General features: G+C 71.1%; 15 protein-coding genes and 1 pseudogene. 6 read left to right on the top strand and 10 right to left on the bottom strand.

The genetic code is table 11. The features are described from left to right. Positions 1–14 precede the first annotated feature (14 nt). A complete protein-coding gene (locus ACIQ9G_RS22175; RefSeq protein WP_403612162.1) occupies positions 15–473 on the bottom strand; it encodes a MarR family winged helix-turn-helix transcriptional regulator in 459 nt (152 codons plus the stop codon). Between the two features lie 115 nt (positions 474–588). On the opposite strand from ACIQ9G_RS22175, the gene ACIQ9G_RS22170 reads away from it, so the two are divergent. Then, complete coding sequence (locus tag ACIQ9G_RS22170) at positions 589–2391, top strand: ABC transporter ATP-binding protein (RefSeq protein WP_403612159.1); 1803 nt, start codon at positions 589–591, stop codon at positions 2389–2391. A 24-nt stretch (positions 2392–2415) separates the two neighbouring features. On the opposite strand, the gene ACIQ9G_RS22165 is transcribed toward ACIQ9G_RS22170, so the two are convergent. Next, the gene (locus ACIQ9G_RS22165) at positions 2416–3495 is read right to left on the bottom strand and encodes an NAD(P)-binding domain-containing protein (RefSeq protein ID WP_403612156.1); all 1080 of its coding nucleotides are present in this window, start codon (positions 3493–3495) and stop codon (positions 2416–2418) included. A 200-nt stretch (positions 3496–3695) separates the two neighbouring features. On the opposite strand from ACIQ9G_RS22165, the gene ACIQ9G_RS22160 reads away from it, so the two are divergent. The 3 genes from ACIQ9G_RS22160 to ACIQ9G_RS22150 all read left to right on the top strand — a co-directional run bounded on the left by ACIQ9G_RS22160 (position 3696) and on the right by ACIQ9G_RS22150 (position 7004). Next, positions 3696–4118, top strand: coding sequence for a YjbQ family protein (locus ACIQ9G_RS22160; protein WP_403612154.1), 423 nt, complete (start codon positions 3696–3698; stop codon positions 4116–4118). Positions 4119–4470: 352 nt separating this feature from the next. Beyond that, positions 4471–5511, top strand: coding sequence for a M4 family metallopeptidase (locus ACIQ9G_RS22155; protein ID WP_403612150.1), 1041 nt, complete (start codon positions 4471–4473; stop codon positions 5509–5511). Positions 5512–6122: 611 nt separating this feature from the next. Continuing rightward, complete coding sequence (locus ACIQ9G_RS22150; RefSeq protein ID WP_403612147.1) at positions 6123–7004, top strand: S1 family peptidase; 882 nt, start codon at positions 6123–6125, stop codon at positions 7002–7004. A gap of 336 nt (positions 7005–7340) precedes the next feature. Here the strand turns inward: ACIQ9G_RS22150 and ACIQ9G_RS22145 are convergent, their stop codons facing one another. The 5 genes from ACIQ9G_RS22145 to ACIQ9G_RS22125 all read right to left on the bottom strand — a co-directional run bounded on the left by ACIQ9G_RS22145 (position 7341) and on the right by ACIQ9G_RS22125 (position 12324). Further along, a complete protein-coding gene (locus ACIQ9G_RS22145) occupies positions 7341–9320 on the bottom strand; it encodes an ABC transporter ATP-binding protein (RefSeq protein ID WP_403612144.1) in 1980 nt (659 codons plus the stop codon). A gap of 3 nt (positions 9321–9323) precedes the next feature. Continuing rightward, positions 9324–9740: a lasso peptide biosynthesis B2 protein gene (locus ACIQ9G_RS22140; protein ID WP_403612142.1), complete on the bottom strand. Its 417-nt coding sequence runs from the start codon at positions 9738–9740 to the stop codon at positions 9324–9326. 74 nt (positions 9741–9814) lie between these two features. Further along, a complete protein-coding gene (locus ACIQ9G_RS22135; RefSeq protein ID WP_392193293.1) occupies positions 9815–10075 on the bottom strand; it encodes a lasso peptide biosynthesis PqqD family chaperone in 261 nt (86 codons plus the stop codon). 130 nt (positions 10076–10205) lie between these two features. Then, complete coding sequence (locus ACIQ9G_RS22130; protein ID WP_403612139.1) at positions 10206–12062, bottom strand: asparagine synthase-related protein; 1857 nt, start codon at positions 12060–12062, stop codon at positions 10206–10208. A 154-nt stretch (positions 12063–12216) separates the two neighbouring features. Next, positions 12217–12324 carry a keywimysin-related RiPP gene (locus ACIQ9G_RS22125; protein ID WP_403612136.1) on the bottom strand — a complete coding sequence of 36 codons (108 nt, stop codon included), beginning with the start codon at positions 12322–12324 and terminating at the stop codon, positions 12217–12219. 1780 nt (positions 12325–14104) lie between these two features. On the opposite strand from ACIQ9G_RS22125, the gene ACIQ9G_RS22120 reads away from it, so the two are divergent. After that, entirely contained in the window at positions 14105–15841 is a 1737-nt protein-coding gene (locus tag ACIQ9G_RS22120; RefSeq protein WP_403612134.1) for a lamin tail domain-containing protein, read from the top strand. Beyond that, positions 15838–16455, top strand: a complete 618-nt coding sequence (locus ACIQ9G_RS22115) for an SH3 domain-containing protein (protein WP_403612132.1) — start codon at positions 15838–15840, stop codon at positions 16453–16455. The genes ACIQ9G_RS22120 and ACIQ9G_RS22115 overlap by 4 nt, the downstream gene beginning before the upstream one ends. Positions 16456–16595: 140 nt before the next feature. Here ACIQ9G_RS22115 and ACIQ9G_RS22110 read toward each other — a convergent pair whose 3' ends face one another. The 3 genes and pseudogenes from ACIQ9G_RS22110 to ACIQ9G_RS22100 form a co-directional block, all read right to left on the bottom strand. Further along, positions 16596–17336, bottom strand: coding sequence for a class I SAM-dependent DNA methyltransferase (locus ACIQ9G_RS22110; RefSeq protein WP_403612129.1), 741 nt, complete (start codon positions 17334–17336; stop codon positions 16596–16598). A gap of 83 nt (positions 17337–17419) precedes the next feature. Next, positions 17420–18266, bottom strand: a pseudogene (locus ACIQ9G_RS22105) (patatin-like phospholipase family protein). 203 nt (positions 18267–18469) lie between these two features. Next, positions 18470–19057: a TetR/AcrR family transcriptional regulator gene (locus ACIQ9G_RS22100; RefSeq protein ID WP_403612127.1), complete on the bottom strand. Its 588-nt coding sequence runs from the start codon at positions 19055–19057 to the stop codon at positions 18470–18472. Positions 19058–19139: the final 82 nt, after the last annotated feature.

The raw sequence follows: 19139 nt of genomic DNA, 5'->3' as shown, positions 1-19139 counted from the left end.
GCCGGGGCCCCGGCTCAGGGGTGACGCGCCCCGGACTCGGGCCCCGCGCCCACCAAGGTGTCAAGCAGCGAGCCGAGAGCCTGGCGCTGTTCGTCCGTCAGGGGAGCGAGGATCTCCTTGGCGGCCGCTCGGCGCGCGCCGCGCAGCTCGCGCAGCGCCGTGCGGCCGTCGTCCGTGAGTTCGATGCGGATCACCCGTCGGTTGGCCGGGTCGGGAGCCCGGCGCACCTTGCCGCCGGCCTCCAGTCCGTCCACGAGCGTGGTCACCGCGCGGGGCACGACCTCCAGGGCGGCGGCGAGATCCGCCATGCGGGGCGGCTCGCCGAAGTGCGCCAGGGTGCGCAACAGCCGGGACTGGGCCGGCGTGATGCCCAGGTCGTGCAGCTCCAGATGGTGCTTCTGGATGCGGTGCACCCGACGGGTGAGCCGCAGCAACTGCTCGGCGAGAAGCCCGTCGGCGTCGGGGGTGCTCATGCGGGAACAATATCAGGATGCCGTTCATTGTGAGTATAGGTAACAATGAGCTATGATCACGTCAGTCGTCGCCGGTCGCGTCCGCGCCGGCGCCCGCCCACCTCCGTAGGAGCCCATGCACCCCGACCGTCAACCCTCCTGGACACCCCCTGCCGACGCCAAGGACCAGCCCCGGCAGGTCCGCCGGATCCTCGCCCTCTTCCGGCCCTACCGCGGCCGCCTCGCGATCGTCGGCCTGCTGGTCGGCGCCTCGTCCCTGGTCTCGGTCGCCACGCCCTTCCTGCTGAAGGCGACGCTCGACGTCGCGATCCCGCAGGGCCGCACCGGCCTGCTGAGCCTGCTCGCCCTCGGCATGATCCTCAGCGCCGTCCTCTCCAGCGTCTTCGGCGTCCTGCAGACCCTCATCTCGACGACCGTCGGCCAGCGTGTCATGCACGACCTGCGCACCGCCGTCTACGGCCGCCTCCAGCGCATGTCGCTCGCCTTCTTCACCCGCACCCGCACGGGCGAGGTGCAGTCGCGCATCGCGAACGACATCGGCGGGATGCAGGCCACCGTCACCTCCACCGCCACCTCGCTGGTCTCCAACCTCACCAGCGTGGTCGCCACCATCGTCGCGATGGTCGCCCTCGACTGGCGGCTGACCGTCGTCTCGCTGCTCCTGCTGCCGGTCTTCGTGTGGATCAGCCGCCGCGTCGGCAACGAGCGCAAGAAGATCACCACCGAGCGCCAGAAGCAGATGGCCGCCATGGCCGCCACGGTCACCGAGTCGCTCTCCGTCAGCGGCATCCTGCTCGGCCGGACGATGGGCCGCTCGGACTCGCTGACCGCCTCCTTCGCCGAGGAGTCCGAGCGGCTGGTGGACCTGGAGGTGCGGTCGAACATGGCCGGACGCTGGCGCATGGCCGTGATCACGATCGTCATGGCCGCCATGCCCGCCGTCATCTACTGGACCGCCGGCGTCACCCTCGGGCTCGGCGGCCCCCAGGTCTCCATCGGCACGATCGTCGCCTTCGTCTCGCTCCAGCAGGGTCTCTTCCGCCCGACCGTCAGCCTGCTGTCGACCGGCGTCCAGATCCAGACCTCTCTCGCGCTCTTCCAGCGCATCTTCGAGTACCTGGACCTGCCGATCGACATCACCGAGCGCGAGGCGCCGATCCACCTCGACCGCGTCAAGGGCGAGGTCCGCTTCGAGACCGTCGCCTTCCACTACGACGACAGGAGCGGCCCCATCCTCGACGGCGTCGACGTCACCGTCCCCGCGGGCAGCAGCCTCGCCGTCGTCGGCCCGACAGGCGCCGGCAAGTCCACCCTCGGCTACCTGGTGCCCCGGCTGTACGACGTGACGGGCGGCCGGGTCACTCTGGACGGCACCGACGTCCGCGACCTCGACTTCGACACCCTCGCCCGTGCGGTCGGCGTCGTCTCCCAGGAGACGTACCTCTTCCACGCCTCGGTCGCCGACAACCTCCGCTTCGCCAAGCCGGACGCCACCGACGAGGAACTGCGGGCGGCCGCGAAGGCGGCCCAGATCCACGACCACATCGCGGCCCTGCCCGACGGGTACGACACGATCGTCGGCGAGCGCGGCCACCGCTTCTCCGGCGGAGAGAAACAGCGCCTGGCCATCGCGCGCACCATCCTGCGCGACCCGCCGGTTCTGATCCTCGACGAGGCCACCAGCGCGCTGGACACGCGTACCGAGGCCGCCGTGCAGGAGGCCATCGACGCGCTGTCGGCCAACCGGACCACGCTGACCATCGCGCACCGCCTGTCCACCGTCCGGGGCGCCGACCAGATCGTGGTCCTGGACTCCGGGCGCGTGGCCGAACGCGGCACGCACGAGGAACTGCTGGAGCTCGACGGGCGTTACGCGGCGCTGGTCCGCAGGGACGCGCGGCTGGAGCCGACGAGCTGAGGTGACCGTGCTGACGGCGGTGGCTCAGGCGGCGGCCGCCGGGGGCGACGCCGGCAGGCGCCCGATGTCCCGGACGGCGGCGCGGCCGGCCCGGTTGGCGCCGACGGTGCTGGCCGAAGGGCCGTAGCCGACGAGGTGGACGCGCGGATCGGCGACCACGCGGGTGCCCTCGACGCGGATTCCGCCTCCCGGCTCGCGCAGCCCGAGCGGCGCCAGGTGGCCGAGGGCGGCCCGGAATCCGGTCGCCCACAGGATGACGTCGGCGTCCACGTGCCGCCCGTCCCCCCACTCCACGCCGTCCGGAGCGATCCGGTCGAACATCGGCCGCCGGTTCAGGACCCCGTCCGCCAGACCCTGCCGGACGGCCTCGTTGAGGGGCAGCCCGGTGACCGAGACGACGCTCGCGGGCGGCAGCCCCTGCCGCACCCGTTCGTCGACGAGCGCGACCGCGGCCCGGCCCGCGTTCTCGTCGAAGGGGCCCTCCCGGAACACCGGGGGCCGTCGCGTCACCCAGGTGGTGGCGGCCGCGACCGGCGCGATCTCCAGCAGGTGCTGGGTCCCGGACGCGCCCCCGCCCACCACGACCACCCGCAGCCCCGCGAACTCCTCCGGCCCGGCGTACTGCGCCGTGTGCAACTGCCGCCCGCGGAAGGTCTCCTGACCCGGACAGCGCGGCCAGAACGGCCGGTCCCAGGTGCCGGTGGCGTTGATCAGCGCGCGCGTCCGCCAGGCGCCGGCCGAGGTGTCGACGAGCAGCCGCCCGCCGGAACCCTCCCGGACGGCCCGCACGTCCACCGGCCGGCGCACCCGCAGACCGAAGCGCCGTTCGTAGGCGGCGAAATACTCTCCGACGACCGCGGACGAGGGCCGCGCGGGATCGGCATCCGTCAGCTCCATGCCCGGCAGCGCGTGCATCCCGTGCACCTTGCCGTACGTCAGCGACGGCCAGCGGAACTGCCAGGCGCCGCCGGCGGCGGGGGAGTGGTCGAGCACCACGAAGTCGCGCCCGGGCTCGTATCCGGCGCGCCGCAGATGGTAGGCGCTGGACAGTCCGGCCTGACCGGCGCCCACGACGACCACCTCGACCTCGCGCGCATCGTTCACGCCTCTGCCAACCGCGCCGGGGACGCGGATCTTCCCGCTGGTGGCCGACCTTCCCGGCGGTGGCGGATCTTCCCGGGGCTACGGGACGCTCGGCGCGGCCGGAACACAAGACACCGCGAAGACGCGTGCGCACGGAGGACACCGACTCCACAGAGGGGTCATGCGCGTGTGAAAGCCGGCTCAGGGGTCAGGATGGGGGCATGCCCGATGTCTTCACCACCCGAGTGCTCAACGTCGTCTCCGGCTCCAGCGAGTCGGTCGTCGACCTGACCCGCGACTGCGAGGCCTTCCTGCGGGAGGCCGCCGCCGGGCGCGACGGCCTGCTCAACCTGTTCGTGCCGCACGCGACCGCCGGAATCGCCGTCATCGAGACGGGCGCCGGCAGTGACGACGACCTGCTCGCCGCCCTGCACACCCTCCTCCCCGCCGACGATCGCTGGCAGCACCGGCACGGCAGCCCGGGACACGGCCGCGACCACGTCCTCCCGGCGCTCGTCCCGCCGCACGCGACGTTCCCGGTACTCGGCGGACGGCTGGAGCTGGGGACTTGGCAGTCGGTCTGCCTGGTGGACACGAATGTCGATAATCCACACCGTCAGGTTCGCCTGTCGTTCCTCGGGTAGCGCCGGCGGCCACGACTGTAGGGCTGATATCCGGCCGTACCAAGTGGAAGTGGCGGGTGACATCAGAGACGCGAGCGATGACGGATGGCCTGTACGTGGACGCCGCGATCGGCTGTCTGGCTCGGTGGTCCCGCTGCAACAAGGAGCCCGGCGAAGAGTCCGACACGCTGGTCGCTTAGCCGGCTCGGGGCCGCCCATACGCTCGAAACTCCGGCCCTGGCTCCCCGGGACAAGCCCAGTCTGACCGGGGGGACGTCGCATGTAGAGGGCGTCATGCACTGGTCAAACAGGATCCGGATGGGGCAGACTGCCGCGGCGCGACGCCACCCCCCTCGGGTTCTGGAGGAAGACCATGCCCCATCGCATCAACCGCCGGCTGCTCGAGGCCTCGATCGGCGTCCTGGCGGCGGCCGCCGCTCTCGGACCGCAGGCTCCCGCCTCGGCCGCACAGGACCCCTCGGCCCGGGTCTTCATGGTCAACCCGGTACAGGCGACCGGTGACCAGGGCCTGACCGACGACAAGGACGCGGCCGGTGCCGTGCCGCCGTCGGCCTACGCGACTGTGGCGCTGCGCAACCTCGACGGCAGCGGCGCCCTCAGCGGCAGGTGGGTGAGCATCCGGTCCGAGACCGGCTCCGCAGCGCGCGCGGTCGACGGCGCGTACGATTACGACCGCAGCAGCGACCAGTTCGAGCAGGTAATGGCCTACTTCTGGGTCAACGAGGCGCAGGAGTACCTGCAGAGCCTCGGCTTCGGCAGCGAACTGCCCGCCGCCAACGCGCGGCAGCAGTCGGTGCGCATCAACCAGTGGGGCGCTGACAACAGCTTCTTCACCGACAAGAAGGCCGAGATCCGCTTCGGCAAGGGTGGTGTGGACGACGCCGAGGACGCCGAGGTGATCGTCCACGAGTACGGCCACGCCGTGCACAACGCCCAGGTCCCCGGCTTCGGCACGTCCGAGGAGGCCGGCTCCATCGGGGAGGCGTTCGGCGACTACCTGGCCGTCTCCGTGGGCGACCACGCCGACGCGAAGTACGGCTGGCCGCGCCGCACCGATCTTGCCTGCGTCGCCGACTGGGACTCCGTCAGCTACACGTCCAGTACGCCGCACTGTCTGCGCAGGGTGGACGGCGACAAGACCTACGCGGACAAGGTGGGTGAGGTGCACGCAGACGGGGAGATCTGGTCCCGCGCCCTTTTCGACATCCGCACGGCACTGGGGGCGCGCACCGCGGACCGGATCATCGTCAACGCCCAGTTCGGCTTCGCGCCTGACACCAGCTTCAAGGACGCGGCGCTGAAGACGATCGCTACCGCCCAGGACATGTACGGCGCTCACGAGGCCGACGCGGTCCGCCAGGCATTCGCTGCCCGGGGCATCCCCGGCGTGTGACGCTCTGCGCCCCGCCGGGTCCGTGACGAGGACCCGGCGGGGCGGCGGCTGCCTCCTGACGGCCGTCGTCAAACGCCCCCGGTGCGCCCAGGGTCGAGACCCCCGCAGTGGCAGCCCGAGGACCGTCGGCCCCTTCGCCTCGCGCGGCTTCACGGCGACGTGGCGGCCGAGCTCGGCGCACTCGGCCGCCGTGGTGCGCACCGTTCTGCGTCGGCTCCCACGGCTCGCGCCACCTCGTCCCGGGGGACATCGGGACGCACCCGCGGCTCGCCGTGGGGTGCCGGCGTCGATCAGGAGGATGTCGACGCCGGGGCCGCGCAGCCACCCGTACTCCACACCCTTGGTGTCCAGCGTTCCCCAGCGCAGGCCGGCGGCCGAACGGCTGCAAGCGCTGATCAGCGGTTGAGCGCCTTGGACCGTATCCGGCGGTGCCAAGGGCCGTCCGCGGACCGGTAACCCCCTCTTGTGCCCGGACCCGCCGCGCCCGATACTCCCACTGAGCGTCTGTCAGGAGCACGCCATTCGAGTGGGATCGTCGCCCCTCGGATGCCCGCTCCCGCGGCGCCGGGCCTCTCACCCCCCGGGCCCTCCTACGCCCCAGGAGGACATCTGTGAGGATCCAGCGCACCACCCGCACCCGTGCCACCGGACACAGACGGCTGCTGCTCGCCGCCGCGGGCGTCGCAGGCGCCTGCGCCCTCGTCGTACCGCAGGCCGCCACCGCGGCGCCCGTCGGGACGTACAGCGCTTCCGAACTGTCCCAGGTCAGCCGTGCGGTGGAACGCGCGGACGTCCCCGGCACGGCCTGGGGCGTGGACCAGAGGTCCGGCCGGGTGGTCGTGACCGCCGACAGCACCGTCTCCCGCGCCGAACTCGCCAGGATCACCAGGGCCGCCGGCTCCGACGCCGGTGCGATCACCGTCAAGCGCACCCCCGGCGCCCTCACGCCGCTGCTCTCCGCCGGAGACGCCATCTACGGCGGCGGATACCGCTGTTCGCTGGGCTTCAACGTCGTCAGCGGCAGTACCTACTACTTCCTCACGGCCGGCCACTGCGGAAACGTGGCGAAAACCTGGTACACCAATTCCAGCCTCAGCACCCTCATCGGCCCGACCATGGGCTCGAGCTTCCCGGGCAACGACTACGCCCTGGTCCGCTACGACAACACCTCGCTGAGCCACCCCGGCGGCTACACCGCGGCAGACGCGTACGTAGGCGAGTCCGTCAAGCGCACCGGCTCGACCACCGGCACCCACAGCGGTACCGTCACCGCGCTCAACGTCACCGTCCACTACAGCGGCGGCGGGACGGTCAAGGGCCTGATCCAGACCACCGTGTGCGCCGAGCCCGGCGACTCCGGCGGCCCGCTCTACGACGGTACGAAGGGGCTCGGCATCACGTCGGGCGGCAGCGGTGACTGCCGCACGGGCGGCACCACGTTCTTCCAGCCCGTCACCGAGGCGCTCAGCGCGTACAAGGTGAGCATGTACTGATCCGTCCCCGTCGGCCCGGCTGTCCTCCCGGACGAGGGGAGGCCGGGCCGCCCACGGTTTTCCTACGCGCCGCCTTCCCTCGTTCCGCTCTTCCCGGTGCTGCCGCTGTTCATTTCACCTCTGCCCCGTGCTGCCGATGACCTTGACTCAGGTCGCTGGGATCGCGTTTGTCTCAACGGAGGTTGGTGGACACCCACAGGGACAATCCCAACCGTCAGGTCCGGTTGAGCTTCCTGGGCTGACGTCCTCCGCGGTGCGGACCTGAACATGGTCGAACGCCCCTGCGACGAGAACATCACACCCAGCAGTGACCTCACCCGATATGGGCGCACCACATCAACGAACCACACGACGCGAAGCCACACTTTGCTCTTCTGCGAGTCCTCGGGCACCCCCGTCGGCGGGCGCCGGCCCGGCGGTGAGCATCTGGGTCGTGGCCAGGTCGCGATAGAGGGAATCGGTCTCGAGCAGTTCCGCGTGGGTGCCCACGGCCCGGACCCGGCCCGCCTCCATGACGATGATGCGGTCAGCGGTGGTGACGGTGGACAGCCGGTGCGCCACCACCAGCACGGTGATGTTCCGCGCCGCCTCCGCCACGGTCTCCCGCAGCGCCGCTTCGTTCTCCGCGTCCAACTGTGACGTGGCCTCGTCCAGGAGGAGTAGCCGAGGGCGGCGCAGGAGAGCCCGGGCGATCGCCACGCGCTGGCGTTCACCTCCGGAGAGCCGACTGCCCCGGTGGCCGACCAGGGTCTCCAGCCCCTGCGGAAGACGGGCGAGGACAGATTCCAGCCGGGCGCGGCGCAGTGTCTCGTGAAGGTCGTCGTCCGGGGTGTGCGGTGCGCCGAGGGTCAGATTCTCGCGCAGTGTGCCGGACAGGACGGGCGCGTCCTGCTCGACGTAACCGATCGCTGCGCGCAGTTCGGCCAGGGGCCACTGTCTCAGGTCGAGTCCGTCCAGGAAGATGCGACCGGTGTCCGGATCGTAGAAACGTTCGAGCAGCGAAAAGGTGGTGGTCTTGCCCGCACCGGAGGGGCCCACGAGGGCCGTCAGCCCTCGGGCGGGCACGGTGAAGGAGACGCTGTGATGGACGGCGGGCAGCCCGGGCTGATAGCGGAAGCCCACCTGCTCGAAGCGTACGGTGGCTGCGGGCCGACGAGGCTGCCCCGCGGCCTCCGCAGCGCTTGTGGGTGACGTGTCGGGGACAGACGGTTCGGCGGTCTCCGTGTCCATGTGCTGAACCGCCTCGATACGCCGTGCGGCGGCCGCGCCGACCTGGAGCTGCCCCACGGCCTCGACGAGCTGGCTGATCCGCGGGGCCAGCGCGAACAGATACAGCAGGAAGGCGACCAGGGTGGACACGCTGATCGTCCCGGAGGCGACCCGGGCACCGCCCACACCGAGCACCGCCAGGAAGGACGCCTGCCCGGCCACGCCAGAGGCGGCCGCCGACAGCGCCTGCCAGCCGGCGGCGCGTACGCCGGTGCGACGGGCGTCCTCCGCCATGTGGTCCAGCGCGGTCGACTCCCGCTGCTCGGCTCCGGCGGCCTTGACCGCGCGCACCGCCCCAAGGGCCCGCTCCAGAGCGGCGCCGATCTCGCCGACCGACTCCTGCGCCTGCCGGGTGGCACGTCCGATGGCGGGCGCCGCAGCCCCTACGACCGCTCCCAGGAACACTATGACGGTGAGCGTGACGGAGAGCAGGAGCAGGTCGACTAGGCCCATCAGCACCAGCGTCATGACCAGTACGACAACGCCTGTGACGGCGGGGGCCGCTGACTGGGTGGCGGCTTGTCGCAGCAGCAGGGTGTCGGAGGTGGCACGGGTGATCAGATCACCCGGTTCGTGCCGGTCCAGCTCGGGCACCGGCAACCGGAGCAGGCGCCCGGTGATCCGCCGGCGGGCGGAACACACGACGAACTCGGCGGTGCGGTGCAGGACGTACTGGCCCAGAGCGGAGAAGGCCGCGGCACCGAGCAGGAGCGCGGTCAGGACCACTACCGGACCGATGGGCGTGCGTCCCGTGCCCAGGTTGTCGATCAACCGCTTGGCGGCCAGGGGTTGGGCCAGGCCGAGGGTGCTGCCGATCAGTCCGAGCACTGCCCCGGCCAGGCCGGCGCGGCGGTGGGGCCGTAGCAAGGCCGCCAGGGCCCGGTAGCCGGATGGGGCCCTGAGCGTGCCCGTACGGGAGGCAGCGCCTTCGGCCCCGGCGATCGTGGCCGGCACGCCGGCCCCGGCCCCGTCTTCGGAGACGGGTGACGTGGCCGGGGCTGTCTTCCCGGTGCCGGGGCGCGTGGTGGCGGGCAGCTCTCCGGCCATGGGTCAGTCGACCGCGAAGAAGCGCTGGAAGTAATCGGCGGGGCAGTCCTCGCCGACCGGTTGTGAATCCGCCTCCACCCAGGCGTGCGCGGCGAACGGCGGCTGTTTGCGCACCCCCACGCACCAGGTGGGCCACTGGCCGCGCATCCGGCACAGCAGGACGGTCGCCAGCGACCTGGGCAGGCATCCCTTGCGGCCGCCGGCGGTCAGGCTCACGGCCAGGACGGTGTCCAGGGCGGCCGCGGTCTGTGCCATCGAGGCCGGACGTGCGCCACGGCGCACCTGCCGCAGCACGGTACGTATACGGGCGGGTGGCTGAGTCGCCAGCAGGTGGGCGCACCCCACGGCGAGGCGGGCCGCCAACCGGGTGGGCAGCGGTACGGAACGAGGCCGGTAAGGGATCGCTTCGGGCGTCGACATGCCATTCCTCTCTGCGGGTTCGGGCATCGTGAGGGGAGTGCTCCGGCTTCTCGGGCCGCCGGCCGCTCCGCCTGTCAGCGCCCGCTGATGAGCCCGGCCGATCGCAGTTCCGAGAGGATGCGGTCGACGTCCTGCTGGGCGAGGCCGTCGTTGACGTCGTACCGCTCGGTCAGGGCATGCACAGCCTCTTCGGTGCCCCGGCCCGCCAGCAGTGTTTCCAGGACCACGGCGGCGGTGGGGTTGAGGGTCCAGTACTCGCCACTGTTCTCGTCCAGCAGGGCCAGGCCGTACTCGGTCTCGGCCATCAGGATGCCGCCGCGCAACTCCAGGTTCATCGGAAGACCTCCGTAGCGAGGGACGTTTGTCGGTGGTGGCAGGGGTTGTCGGGCGTGCCACAGTGGTACGGGCCGGTGGCGTCGGGGCCCGGGAAGGGCACATGACCGGTGGCACATGGCGGCTGACGCGTCAGCCGTCCGAGCGGCGGTGCAGCGCCTCCCGGGTACGCAGCCACACCTCACAGCCGACGGTCGGATGAAGGAGCACGTTCTCCAGTTCCGCCGACACAGGACCGGAACACCAGGCGCGCCACGCCTGCGCGTCGATCAGGCCCAGTTCGGCCAGCCGGGAGTCCTCGCAGAGTGCCAGCAGCGCTTCACGGTGCCGCCGCAGCCCGACCTCCTCCTCCAATGTGGCGTTGGCCTTGGTGGCGCGGGTGCGGCTGGCCTCGGGGACGACTCCGCGCATGGCCTCCACGACGAGCGGCTTGTACCGCCACGGAGTCACTCGCTCCTCCGGCCGCACCGCCAGGCCGGTTTCCACCACACGGTCGTCGTAGAAGGGGGAGGCGAAGAGGATGCCGCGCTGACGCGTCATCTGGTTGAGGTGCCGCGCGAACCGGGACACCGTTTGCATGGTGGCCAGTTCGCGATGCTCACCGTGCCCTGGGCCCAGGGGCCGCGCCACGACGGCCTCCTGCCGGATGAGTGCCCGCACCGCGTCAACGGCGTCCGTGGTGGCCCACGGCGGCATCCTGGCCGGCGAGCACCACTGGAACAGCGGCTCCTCCAGCGATGGCGGCGGACCGGTCAGGTCCGTCGCGATCTGCTCCAGCCACGCCCCGTAGGAGCGCCGGTCCAGCAGTTGCCGTGTGGCTCGCCGCCGCGACCAGCGATATTTGGCCAGGTATCCGCGGGTGTGGCGGACAGCGGTGCGCGGGTGGCGCAGCAGCAGGTCGTGAACGCGGGCGGAAGCGCCCGCAAGCAGCTCGTCACCACCGAAACCGCCCAGGTGCACGGTGGATCCACGGTCCGCCGCGAGGTCGAGAAGACTCATCCGCCGGTTGCGGTCCACGGCATACAGCGAGGGAGCGTCCAGTACGTCGGTCAGTGCGTTCACGCCGTCGAAGGTGAGCGGAAAGTCCTCGGCCGGGACGATGTGGTGCTCGACGCGCCCCGCGGCGCCGTCGACCGACGACAGGTCCTCGACCGTGCGACGAGCCCAGTGGACGTCATCGCCGCGAGGGTCGTGGGTCGCCGCGGTGTAGGCGACGACCTTGGCGCCGGCGCCCACCGCGGTGCACACCACGGCGGTCGAATCCAGACCGCCCAGATCGGCGGTGACCACATCCCGGTCCCGGACACGGATCTCGACCGCTCGGCGCAGTTCGTCCCGCAGTCTCGCGGCACCCTCGGCCAACGGCACGTCGCGACGCGGCAACCACCACCAGCGCTTCCGGTGTGCCCGGCCGTCGCGTTCCAGGACCAGGTAGTCGTGGCCGGGCAGTGCTTCCACCCCGCGCCACACGGGTCGCGCGGACAGCGGGTGGAGCACGCCCAGACTGAGCATCTGGAGGGCAAGCCGACCCTCGTCGAGGGGCGCCCCGATCAGGTCGGCCAGGACGTCCGCCCGGTCGGCCGCCAGGTGAGCCGAGTGCGCCCCGCTGTGGAACAGGGAGCGGACACCGGTGACCGTGCCCTGAGCACGTACCTGGCCGTGCAGACTGACCAGTAGGTGGTAACTGCCGTGCCAGGAACGGGCGAAGCGGTCGAGGGAGCCCAGATCGGTGGCCGCGGCCGCGGCACGGGCCGCTTCCTCGGGGGTGACGGCGTGCTCACCCGACACCGCGACACGCACTCCGCGGCACTCGCCGACCGTCAGCTCCCCTGGATTCCAGCGTCCCATCAACCACGGCCGGCCGGAGGCGTGCGTGTGGCTCTCGATGGCGTGCGGAAGGGCCCTGTCCGCCACGGCTGCCGCTTCGTCGGTATCAGGCAGCACCACGAACCAAGCGGGCACCACGGCGAGTGACGCAGGGCTGTTCATGGACTCACGTACCTCCGGTCGATGGCCGTTCGCCGGTGCGGGAAGGAGCTGGGTGGAGCGGCGGAGGACGGTCGGTGACCGCCCTCCGCCGACATGGACGGGCCCCGGTCACCTCACGCCGAGGGGGCGGGAGAAGGGCCCGGTCGCCTCGGGGTCAGATGAGCTGGTGACCGCCGAGGAGGTCCTTGGCGGTACCGCCCGCCAGCCCCGTCGTCTTGCGGAAACCGCCGGCCTTGGCGAGGGTCGGGCGCTCGTACGTCATGGCCACACATCCTTTCGTCTACGACGACATCAGCTGTCGCCGTGTCAGTCGGCTGAAGGAAACGTCGGCACAGGCACCTGCTCGAATCGGCACGCTTTCACCGCGGTTCCGGACCCGCGGACGACCAATTCGGTAAGTCACCCTAGGGACAGCAGTCAGATCACCACAACAGTGCACGGCAGGAGCATCACGGCACACGGGAGGCGAACTCTGCATCTATTCGGGGGCGGATGCCGCCGAAAGTGCCGGAACACGGGCCATGGAGATGGGGTTTGCGGGTACCGGGAAGGGTTTTCCCGCTGCCCCTTGAGCTGGATCAGATGGTTCCAAGGCGCACAAGCCGGCTCACTCCGAACGGTTTACGCAGGTCAATGAGTGTCCAGCCATGATGATCCCCATCGGTCGTCGTGGACGCCCGCGAGTTGAGAACCGCGCACCGGAAGGAAAAATCTCCCACGGGATTCAACTACAGAAGTGGCAATCATTGGCCTACGTTTTCAGTCAGTTCTCCAGGAAATCCGCAACTCTCACATGGGAACAGGCGGGAGTTGTCACCAATTACCGTCAGGTGGCGAAGCCGTCCCGATTGCCTCGGTGGAGACGCACGTCCGGCCCACCATTCACGGGTCGGGATCGGAATCAGTACGCCGCGGGTGTGGTAGCGACGCTCCGCCTCGTCGCGCAGTCCCGTGAGGCGGGCCGGTGCCGGCCGCCGTCCCGCCCGCGGCAGCGAAATCCGGCTCGGGCACCCTCGTTGGACGAGCTCCCATCGAGAGCCCGCGGAACGAGGGCGGATGCCATGGAGGGCGACGCGTCAGCCGCGCACGAAGGAGGCCTGATGGTGTGTCAGGCGAAACGAGTGGCAGTCAGGAATCCACGGCCCGAGCGGGCGGCTCTGCCTGCCCACGAGTGCCTCTGCGCGGGAGCCCAGGGACCGGGCGAGGAAGTCCTGGGCGCTGTCCTCCGGACTCTCGGGTGCGACCGGGCCGCACAAGCGCACCTGTTCCGGAGTACCTCACGCATCGTAGGCGACTGCTGCTCGGTGGGCATTCGACTCGCTTCTCCACTCAGGTTTCACAGGAAGGCGGATACGGGGCCGGGCGGCACCGTGGTCAGCGGCGGGTCCCACCGGGCCGCCGGGGCAACCGGCGATCCCCGCCGCGAGCCCGCGTCACGGGCGGGCGAGAGCCGGGAGGGGGCGACGGCCCGGCGGGATCGAGTGGCTGTCTCCGTCCCCGTCCGTGGTACGGCCGGGACGAAGCGCCGTGGGCTTGCCGGCGAAGTCCCGTCGTCCGCCCCGACTCCGCGAGGCAGGCGGGGCCTTGCCGACATGTCCTGGGGCCGAAGGCCCCCGGCAACGTACTCCATCACGTCGAGGAGGAACCACGACGCCCGGACGTGGGGCAAATGACACTCACCGGTTCCGAATACACGTCTCCGTCGACCCGAAGGCACGGTCGGCCGACGACGAGTCACCTCGCGGCTGCGCCGGGGTTGTCCTGGCGGAGGCTGGTGGACACCAACAGGGACAATCCGAACCGTCATGTACGATTGACCTTCCCGGGCTGAGAAAGATCGTCCCGGTTGGCCGCGAAATCGCCGACTCGGCCTTCAGAACGCCTGGTTGGGCGGCCGGCCAAGCGGCGCGGCGCCTTTATCGTTCCGTCAGCTGATCTTCTTCAGATCGTCATTCAATCTTGCCTCCGTTCGACGCCCCGCCTGTCATCCTCAGCCGGGCGCGGGCCACTGCGTCCATGGATCCAGTGTTCCCGGAGGCCACGTGCGCCGTTCCCGTCTGCTCCTCCTGCTGATCGCAGGGGTGATGCTCACCTTCACCTCACTCTTCGTCAGTCCCCCCGCCGCACACGCCGCGGTGGCGGACGCGCCCCACTGTTCGACCAACGGCACGTGGCGCCAGGGTGAGTTCAACATCTACTGGTTCGACGTCGAGCAGGGCGACTCCCAGCTCGTCGTCGGACCGACCGGCCGCACCCTGCTCATCGACCTCGGCGAGACGGCGTTCAACTCGACCGGCACCAACACGAACGCGACCCGTGTCGCCGCCCAGATACGCTCCATATGCGGCATCGCCTCCGGGCCGGTGCACCTGGACTACGTGATGGCCTCCCACCATCACCTCGACCACATCGGATACGCCGGCAATCCGAACGACACCACGGCCTACGGCAACGGCCTCTACCAGCTGCTGACTCCGACCTCCTCCGGCGGATTCGGCTTCACGGTCGGTCAGCTGCTCGACCACGACGGTGGTGTGTGGACGGACAGCAACGGCGACAAGGACTGCGACGTCGGCACGTCGACCGCGCCGAGCACCGAGACCGCCTGGCACAACGTGGGGACCACCTCGCTGACGTCGAAGCGGTGGATCTGCTGGCTGTACGGTCCGGCGGGACAGGCCGACCGTGCCAACATCGAGGGCAAGGTGCTGCGGATCACCAATGACAGCCCGTGGCCGTCGGTCGACCTCGGCACCGGCGTGACCTCGAACGTCGTCGAGGCGAACGGCAAGGACGTCAAGCAGGCCGACGGCGTGACCCCGGTCAGCGGCGACCACGACGCGGACCCCACCCCGCCGAGCGAGAACGACTACTCGATCGGCCTGCGCACCACGTTCGGCCCGTTCGCGTACGCGACCGCCGGTGACAGCGACGGCGAGTACAGCACCAGCGCCAACGGCTACACCTACAACAACATCGAGCAGCTGCTCAGCCAGAAGATGGGCACGGTGAACGCGCTGCGGGCCAACCACCACGGCTCGAGTCACTCCTCGTCCGACGCCTACGTCAACTCGACGCATCCTCAGGTCGGCTTCATCTCCTGCGGTTCGAACTCATACGGCCACCCGGGCAACCGCACGCTCAACGCCTTCCGCGCCGTGGGGGCGGACATCTACCTCGCCAACAACCCCTGCGACACCACGGACACGGACGGAACGGCGATCGACTACTCCGGCACGTACAACCACAACGGCACCGTGCACCTCGCCACGTCCGGAAGCGGAGCGCAGTTCACCGTCGACTACGACGCGGGCAGCCGGTCGTACACCACCACGACCAGCGGTGGCGGTGGCGGCACCGGCGACCCCACCAAGGTGCAGGTCAACGAGTTCCTGATGGCGCCGTCGGGTACGGGGACCGAGTGGGTGGAGCTCTACAACCCCACCGCCGGCGCCGTCGACGTCAGCGGCTACTACATCGACGACGTCGCCGCCGGCGGCGGGGCGCCGAGGCAGATCCCGGCGGGTACGACCATCCCGGCGGGCGGGCGGTGGGTGATGGACATCCCCTCCGGATTCCTCAACAACACCGGCTCCGAGTCCGTCCGCTTCCTCAAGATCGTGAGCGGTGTGGAGACCGTCTACGACACGTACTCGTACTCGCTCGGCTCGACGCAGTACGACAAGGTCTTCCACCGCAGCGGTGACGGCGGGGCGTGGTGCAACACCATCTCGGCCAACGTCACCAAGGGCACGGCCAACCCGGCGAGCTGCCCGTGAGGAAGGGAGTCAGGAGCGCGCTCGTCGGCGCTCTCACCGTCGCCCTGGCCGTGGTCGGGGTCACCACCGTGGTCGCGGGCGGCCGGCCCGACCGGGCCTCCGGACCCGCCGGCGCCGCCACGGCGCCGGGCGGGGACGAGAGCCGGCTGGTGCTGATCAGCGGCCGTGACGACCACGGCCTGGTCGCGACCGCGCGGGTGGCGCTGTACGGGCATCCGGGCGACGGCGAGCCGGTCGCCCAGGCGAAGGACGGGACCCTGGCCCGGGTCGTCTCGACGGAGGGCACCTGGCTCCAGGTGCGCGCCGTCGGGGACGCGTCGGTCCACGGCTGGGTCGACGACTTCTACCTGCGCGGCACCGTGCACTTGGTGGGCCCGGGCCCCACCTGCCGGGTCCGGGTCGGTGGGCAGTGGCTCGCCGCCGGTGAGCAGGCGGTGGTCCTCGACGTCCGCGGTACGCGGGCGAAGGTGAGGGCCGTCCGGTCCGGCCGGCACGGCTGGGTCGCCCGCTCCACGGTGCGCGAGCTCGCACCCGAGAGCGGCTGCGGGCGGCCCACCGCGTCGGCGTCCCCGGAGGCTCGGGAGTCCGGGGGACACGGCCACCGGCACGGCTGAGTCGGCTGGCCAGCGGTGTTCCCGATGGGGGCCGGGGGTTCTATCCCCGGCCCCCATCGGCTTGCCCCGTCCTCGACTCGGCCGCGCATGAGTCGTGTTCGGTCGGCCCCTTCGGCGAGCGCGGTCGGGAGGGGCGGGCCTCAGGCCGGCTTGCGCCACACGGAGATGTGCCGGGCGGAGTCCTGGGCGAACGGCGTCCCCTCCCAGTCCGCGACGCGCCGCTCCAGCTCCAGTCCCGCGATCCGCGCCATCAGGTCGAGCTCCGCCGGCCAGGCGTACCGGTGGCGGGAGGCGTCGCGGCGGTAGCGGCCGTCGTCGCCGTCGAGGGTGAGGTGGTGCGAGACGAGGATCTGCTCCACCAGATCGAAGGTGTCGAAGCCGAGATGCCGCTCGGAGACGTCGAACGGCACCGCGACCTGCCCGGGCGGCAGGAACCGCAGCGGCGGCACGCCCAGCTCGATGACGAACCGGCCTCCGGGCGCCAGGTGACGTGCGGCGTTGCGGAAGCACTCGACCTGTTCATCCTGCGTGAGCAGGTTCGTGATGGTGTTGTAGACGAGGTAGACCAGGGTGAACTCGCCGCGGACGACGGTCGTGGCCATGTCCCCGAGGGTGACCGGGAGCCTCTCCTCGTCGATCTTGCGGCGCAGGACCGCTGCCATGGGCCCGGACAGCTCGATGCCCACGACGGGGACGCCGCGTTCCCGGAGCGGGACGCCCACGCGTCCGGTTCCGATGGCGAACTCCAGCGCCCTTCCGTCACCGGCGAGTTCGGCGAGGAAGTCCAGCATCGGTCCGAGTGCGGCGGCCGAGGAGATCCCGGCCTCCTCGGCGTCGTAGCGTTCGGCGGTCGTACGGCTCCACAGTTCACTGCTCGTCACGGGCGGCCACTCTGCCGGGTGCCATGGGGCGTCGGCTACTGAATTACCTCCGACTTCCGGCTCCGCTCATCAGACCTGGGGGCTCAGTCCCGGCGCCACTCGATCGTCAGTCCGCGGCCCTGTGCGCGACCCGCCTCGGCGGCCGGCCGGCGCGTGGCCGGGTCCAGCGCGTTGGTGCCGATCGCGTCCTTGGACGCCTCGTCCGGCTCGACGACCGCGACCTCGGCACCCCGGGCGCGCAGTTCGTCCACGGTCCGCTGCAGCGGACGGTCGCTCGGGAACGGCTCGGAAGCACCCATCGGCACGATCACCAGCACGCGTGAGGCGCCGGCGGCGTAGTCGGCGTTGGCGACGGAACGGACGCCGCCGTCGACGTACCGGCGGTCGCCGATCGTCACCGGGGGCCAGACGCCGGGGACGGCGCAGCTGGCGGCGACGGCGTCGACCAGGCTCACGTCCGACACGCGGTCGAACACGCGCGGCTCACCGCTCTCGGCGTCCACCGCGACGATCTTGAGCGCCCGCTCGGGCCATGTGTGGAAGGGGAGCCGCGACTCGATCACCGCCCGGCGCTCCCTCTCGGTCACGGTCTCGGCCCCGAGGGCGAACTTCCCGACCGCGCGCCGCATCTCCGTGATGTCGGCGGCTGCTCAGCGCCGCGCCGATCTCGGCGGCGAAAGCCTCCAGGTCCATCTCCGCCATGATCTCGGCGGCCTGCAGTGCCGGGTCGACCTGGCGGGCGTACAGCTCCTCCAGGCCCAGCCCGCTGCCCAGTTGTGCCGCGACCGTCGAGCCGGCGGAGGTGCCCACGATCAGGTCGGCCCCCGTGACGTCCCGGCCCGCCTCGGACAACCCGGTCAGCAGTCCGGTGATCCACGCGATGCCCCCGACACCGCCGCCGCCCAGTACCAGCGCCTCAGTCCTGGCCATCTCCTCGCCCACCCCCTGCTGCCTGCACTCGATATGACGACGTGAACCCTAACGCTCACTCGTACGCCGCATGGCACTCATGGCCTGAAGCTGCCCCTGCCGTAGCCGCAGGACGGGGTGGGCCCGTTCTCGCGGCGCCCGAAGCCGCGTCCCGCGTCGGCGCGGCGCCGAGCAGTGCCGCGCCCCCGGCGCCGGCGCCGGGGTCAGCGGCCTGGCGCCCCGGCCCGCAGACCGTCCATGACGAGGTCCAGGAGCCGGGCGGCGCGCGGCTGCCAGTCGCTGTGGGGGTCCATCTGCCAGAGGCCCGCTATGGCGAGGACGAAGTCGTCCGGGGTCACTCCCGGACGTATCGTGCCGGCCTCCTCGTTGGCGCGCAGCAGGAGTTCGACCGCGGCGGTGACCGGCGTGTGGCCCGGTTTGGCGGGACTTCCCGGCGTGCTGGTCGCCTGGCGGATCGCGTCCGCCAGACCGGCCTTGGCCATGGCGAACCGGGCGAGGTGGTCCATCCACTCCCGCAGGGCCTGGTCCGGCTCCCGGCTTTCGAGCAGCTCGACCGCGCTGTCGGCGACCTGCTGCATCTCGTGCCGGTAGATCTCCAGGACGAGGGCCTCGCGGTGCGGGAAGTTCCGGTAGAACGTGCCCTGGCCGACGCCCGCCTTCTTGGCGATCACGCTCAGTGGGGTGTCCGCGGAGCGGGTCAGTTCCGCCAGGGCCACTTCCAGGATGCGCTCGCGGTTGCGCTGCGCGTCCGAGCGCAGCGGCGCATCTTCCGCGTCCCTCTTCGGCTGCACTCGTCCTCCTCGCCGGGTCTGGAGTCCGGATCCCGACCTTGCTAAGCGGACAGTTGTCCGCTACGGTTCTTGCTACCGGACA

Source organism: Streptomyces sp. NPDC096152 (assembly GCF_044763235.1).
Taxonomy (GTDB): Bacteria; Actinomycetota; Actinomycetes; order Streptomycetales; family Streptomycetaceae; genus Streptomyces.
The sequence above is the reverse complement of the archived record's forward strand: the minus strand, read 5'-3'. Positions and strand labels throughout refer to the sequence as shown.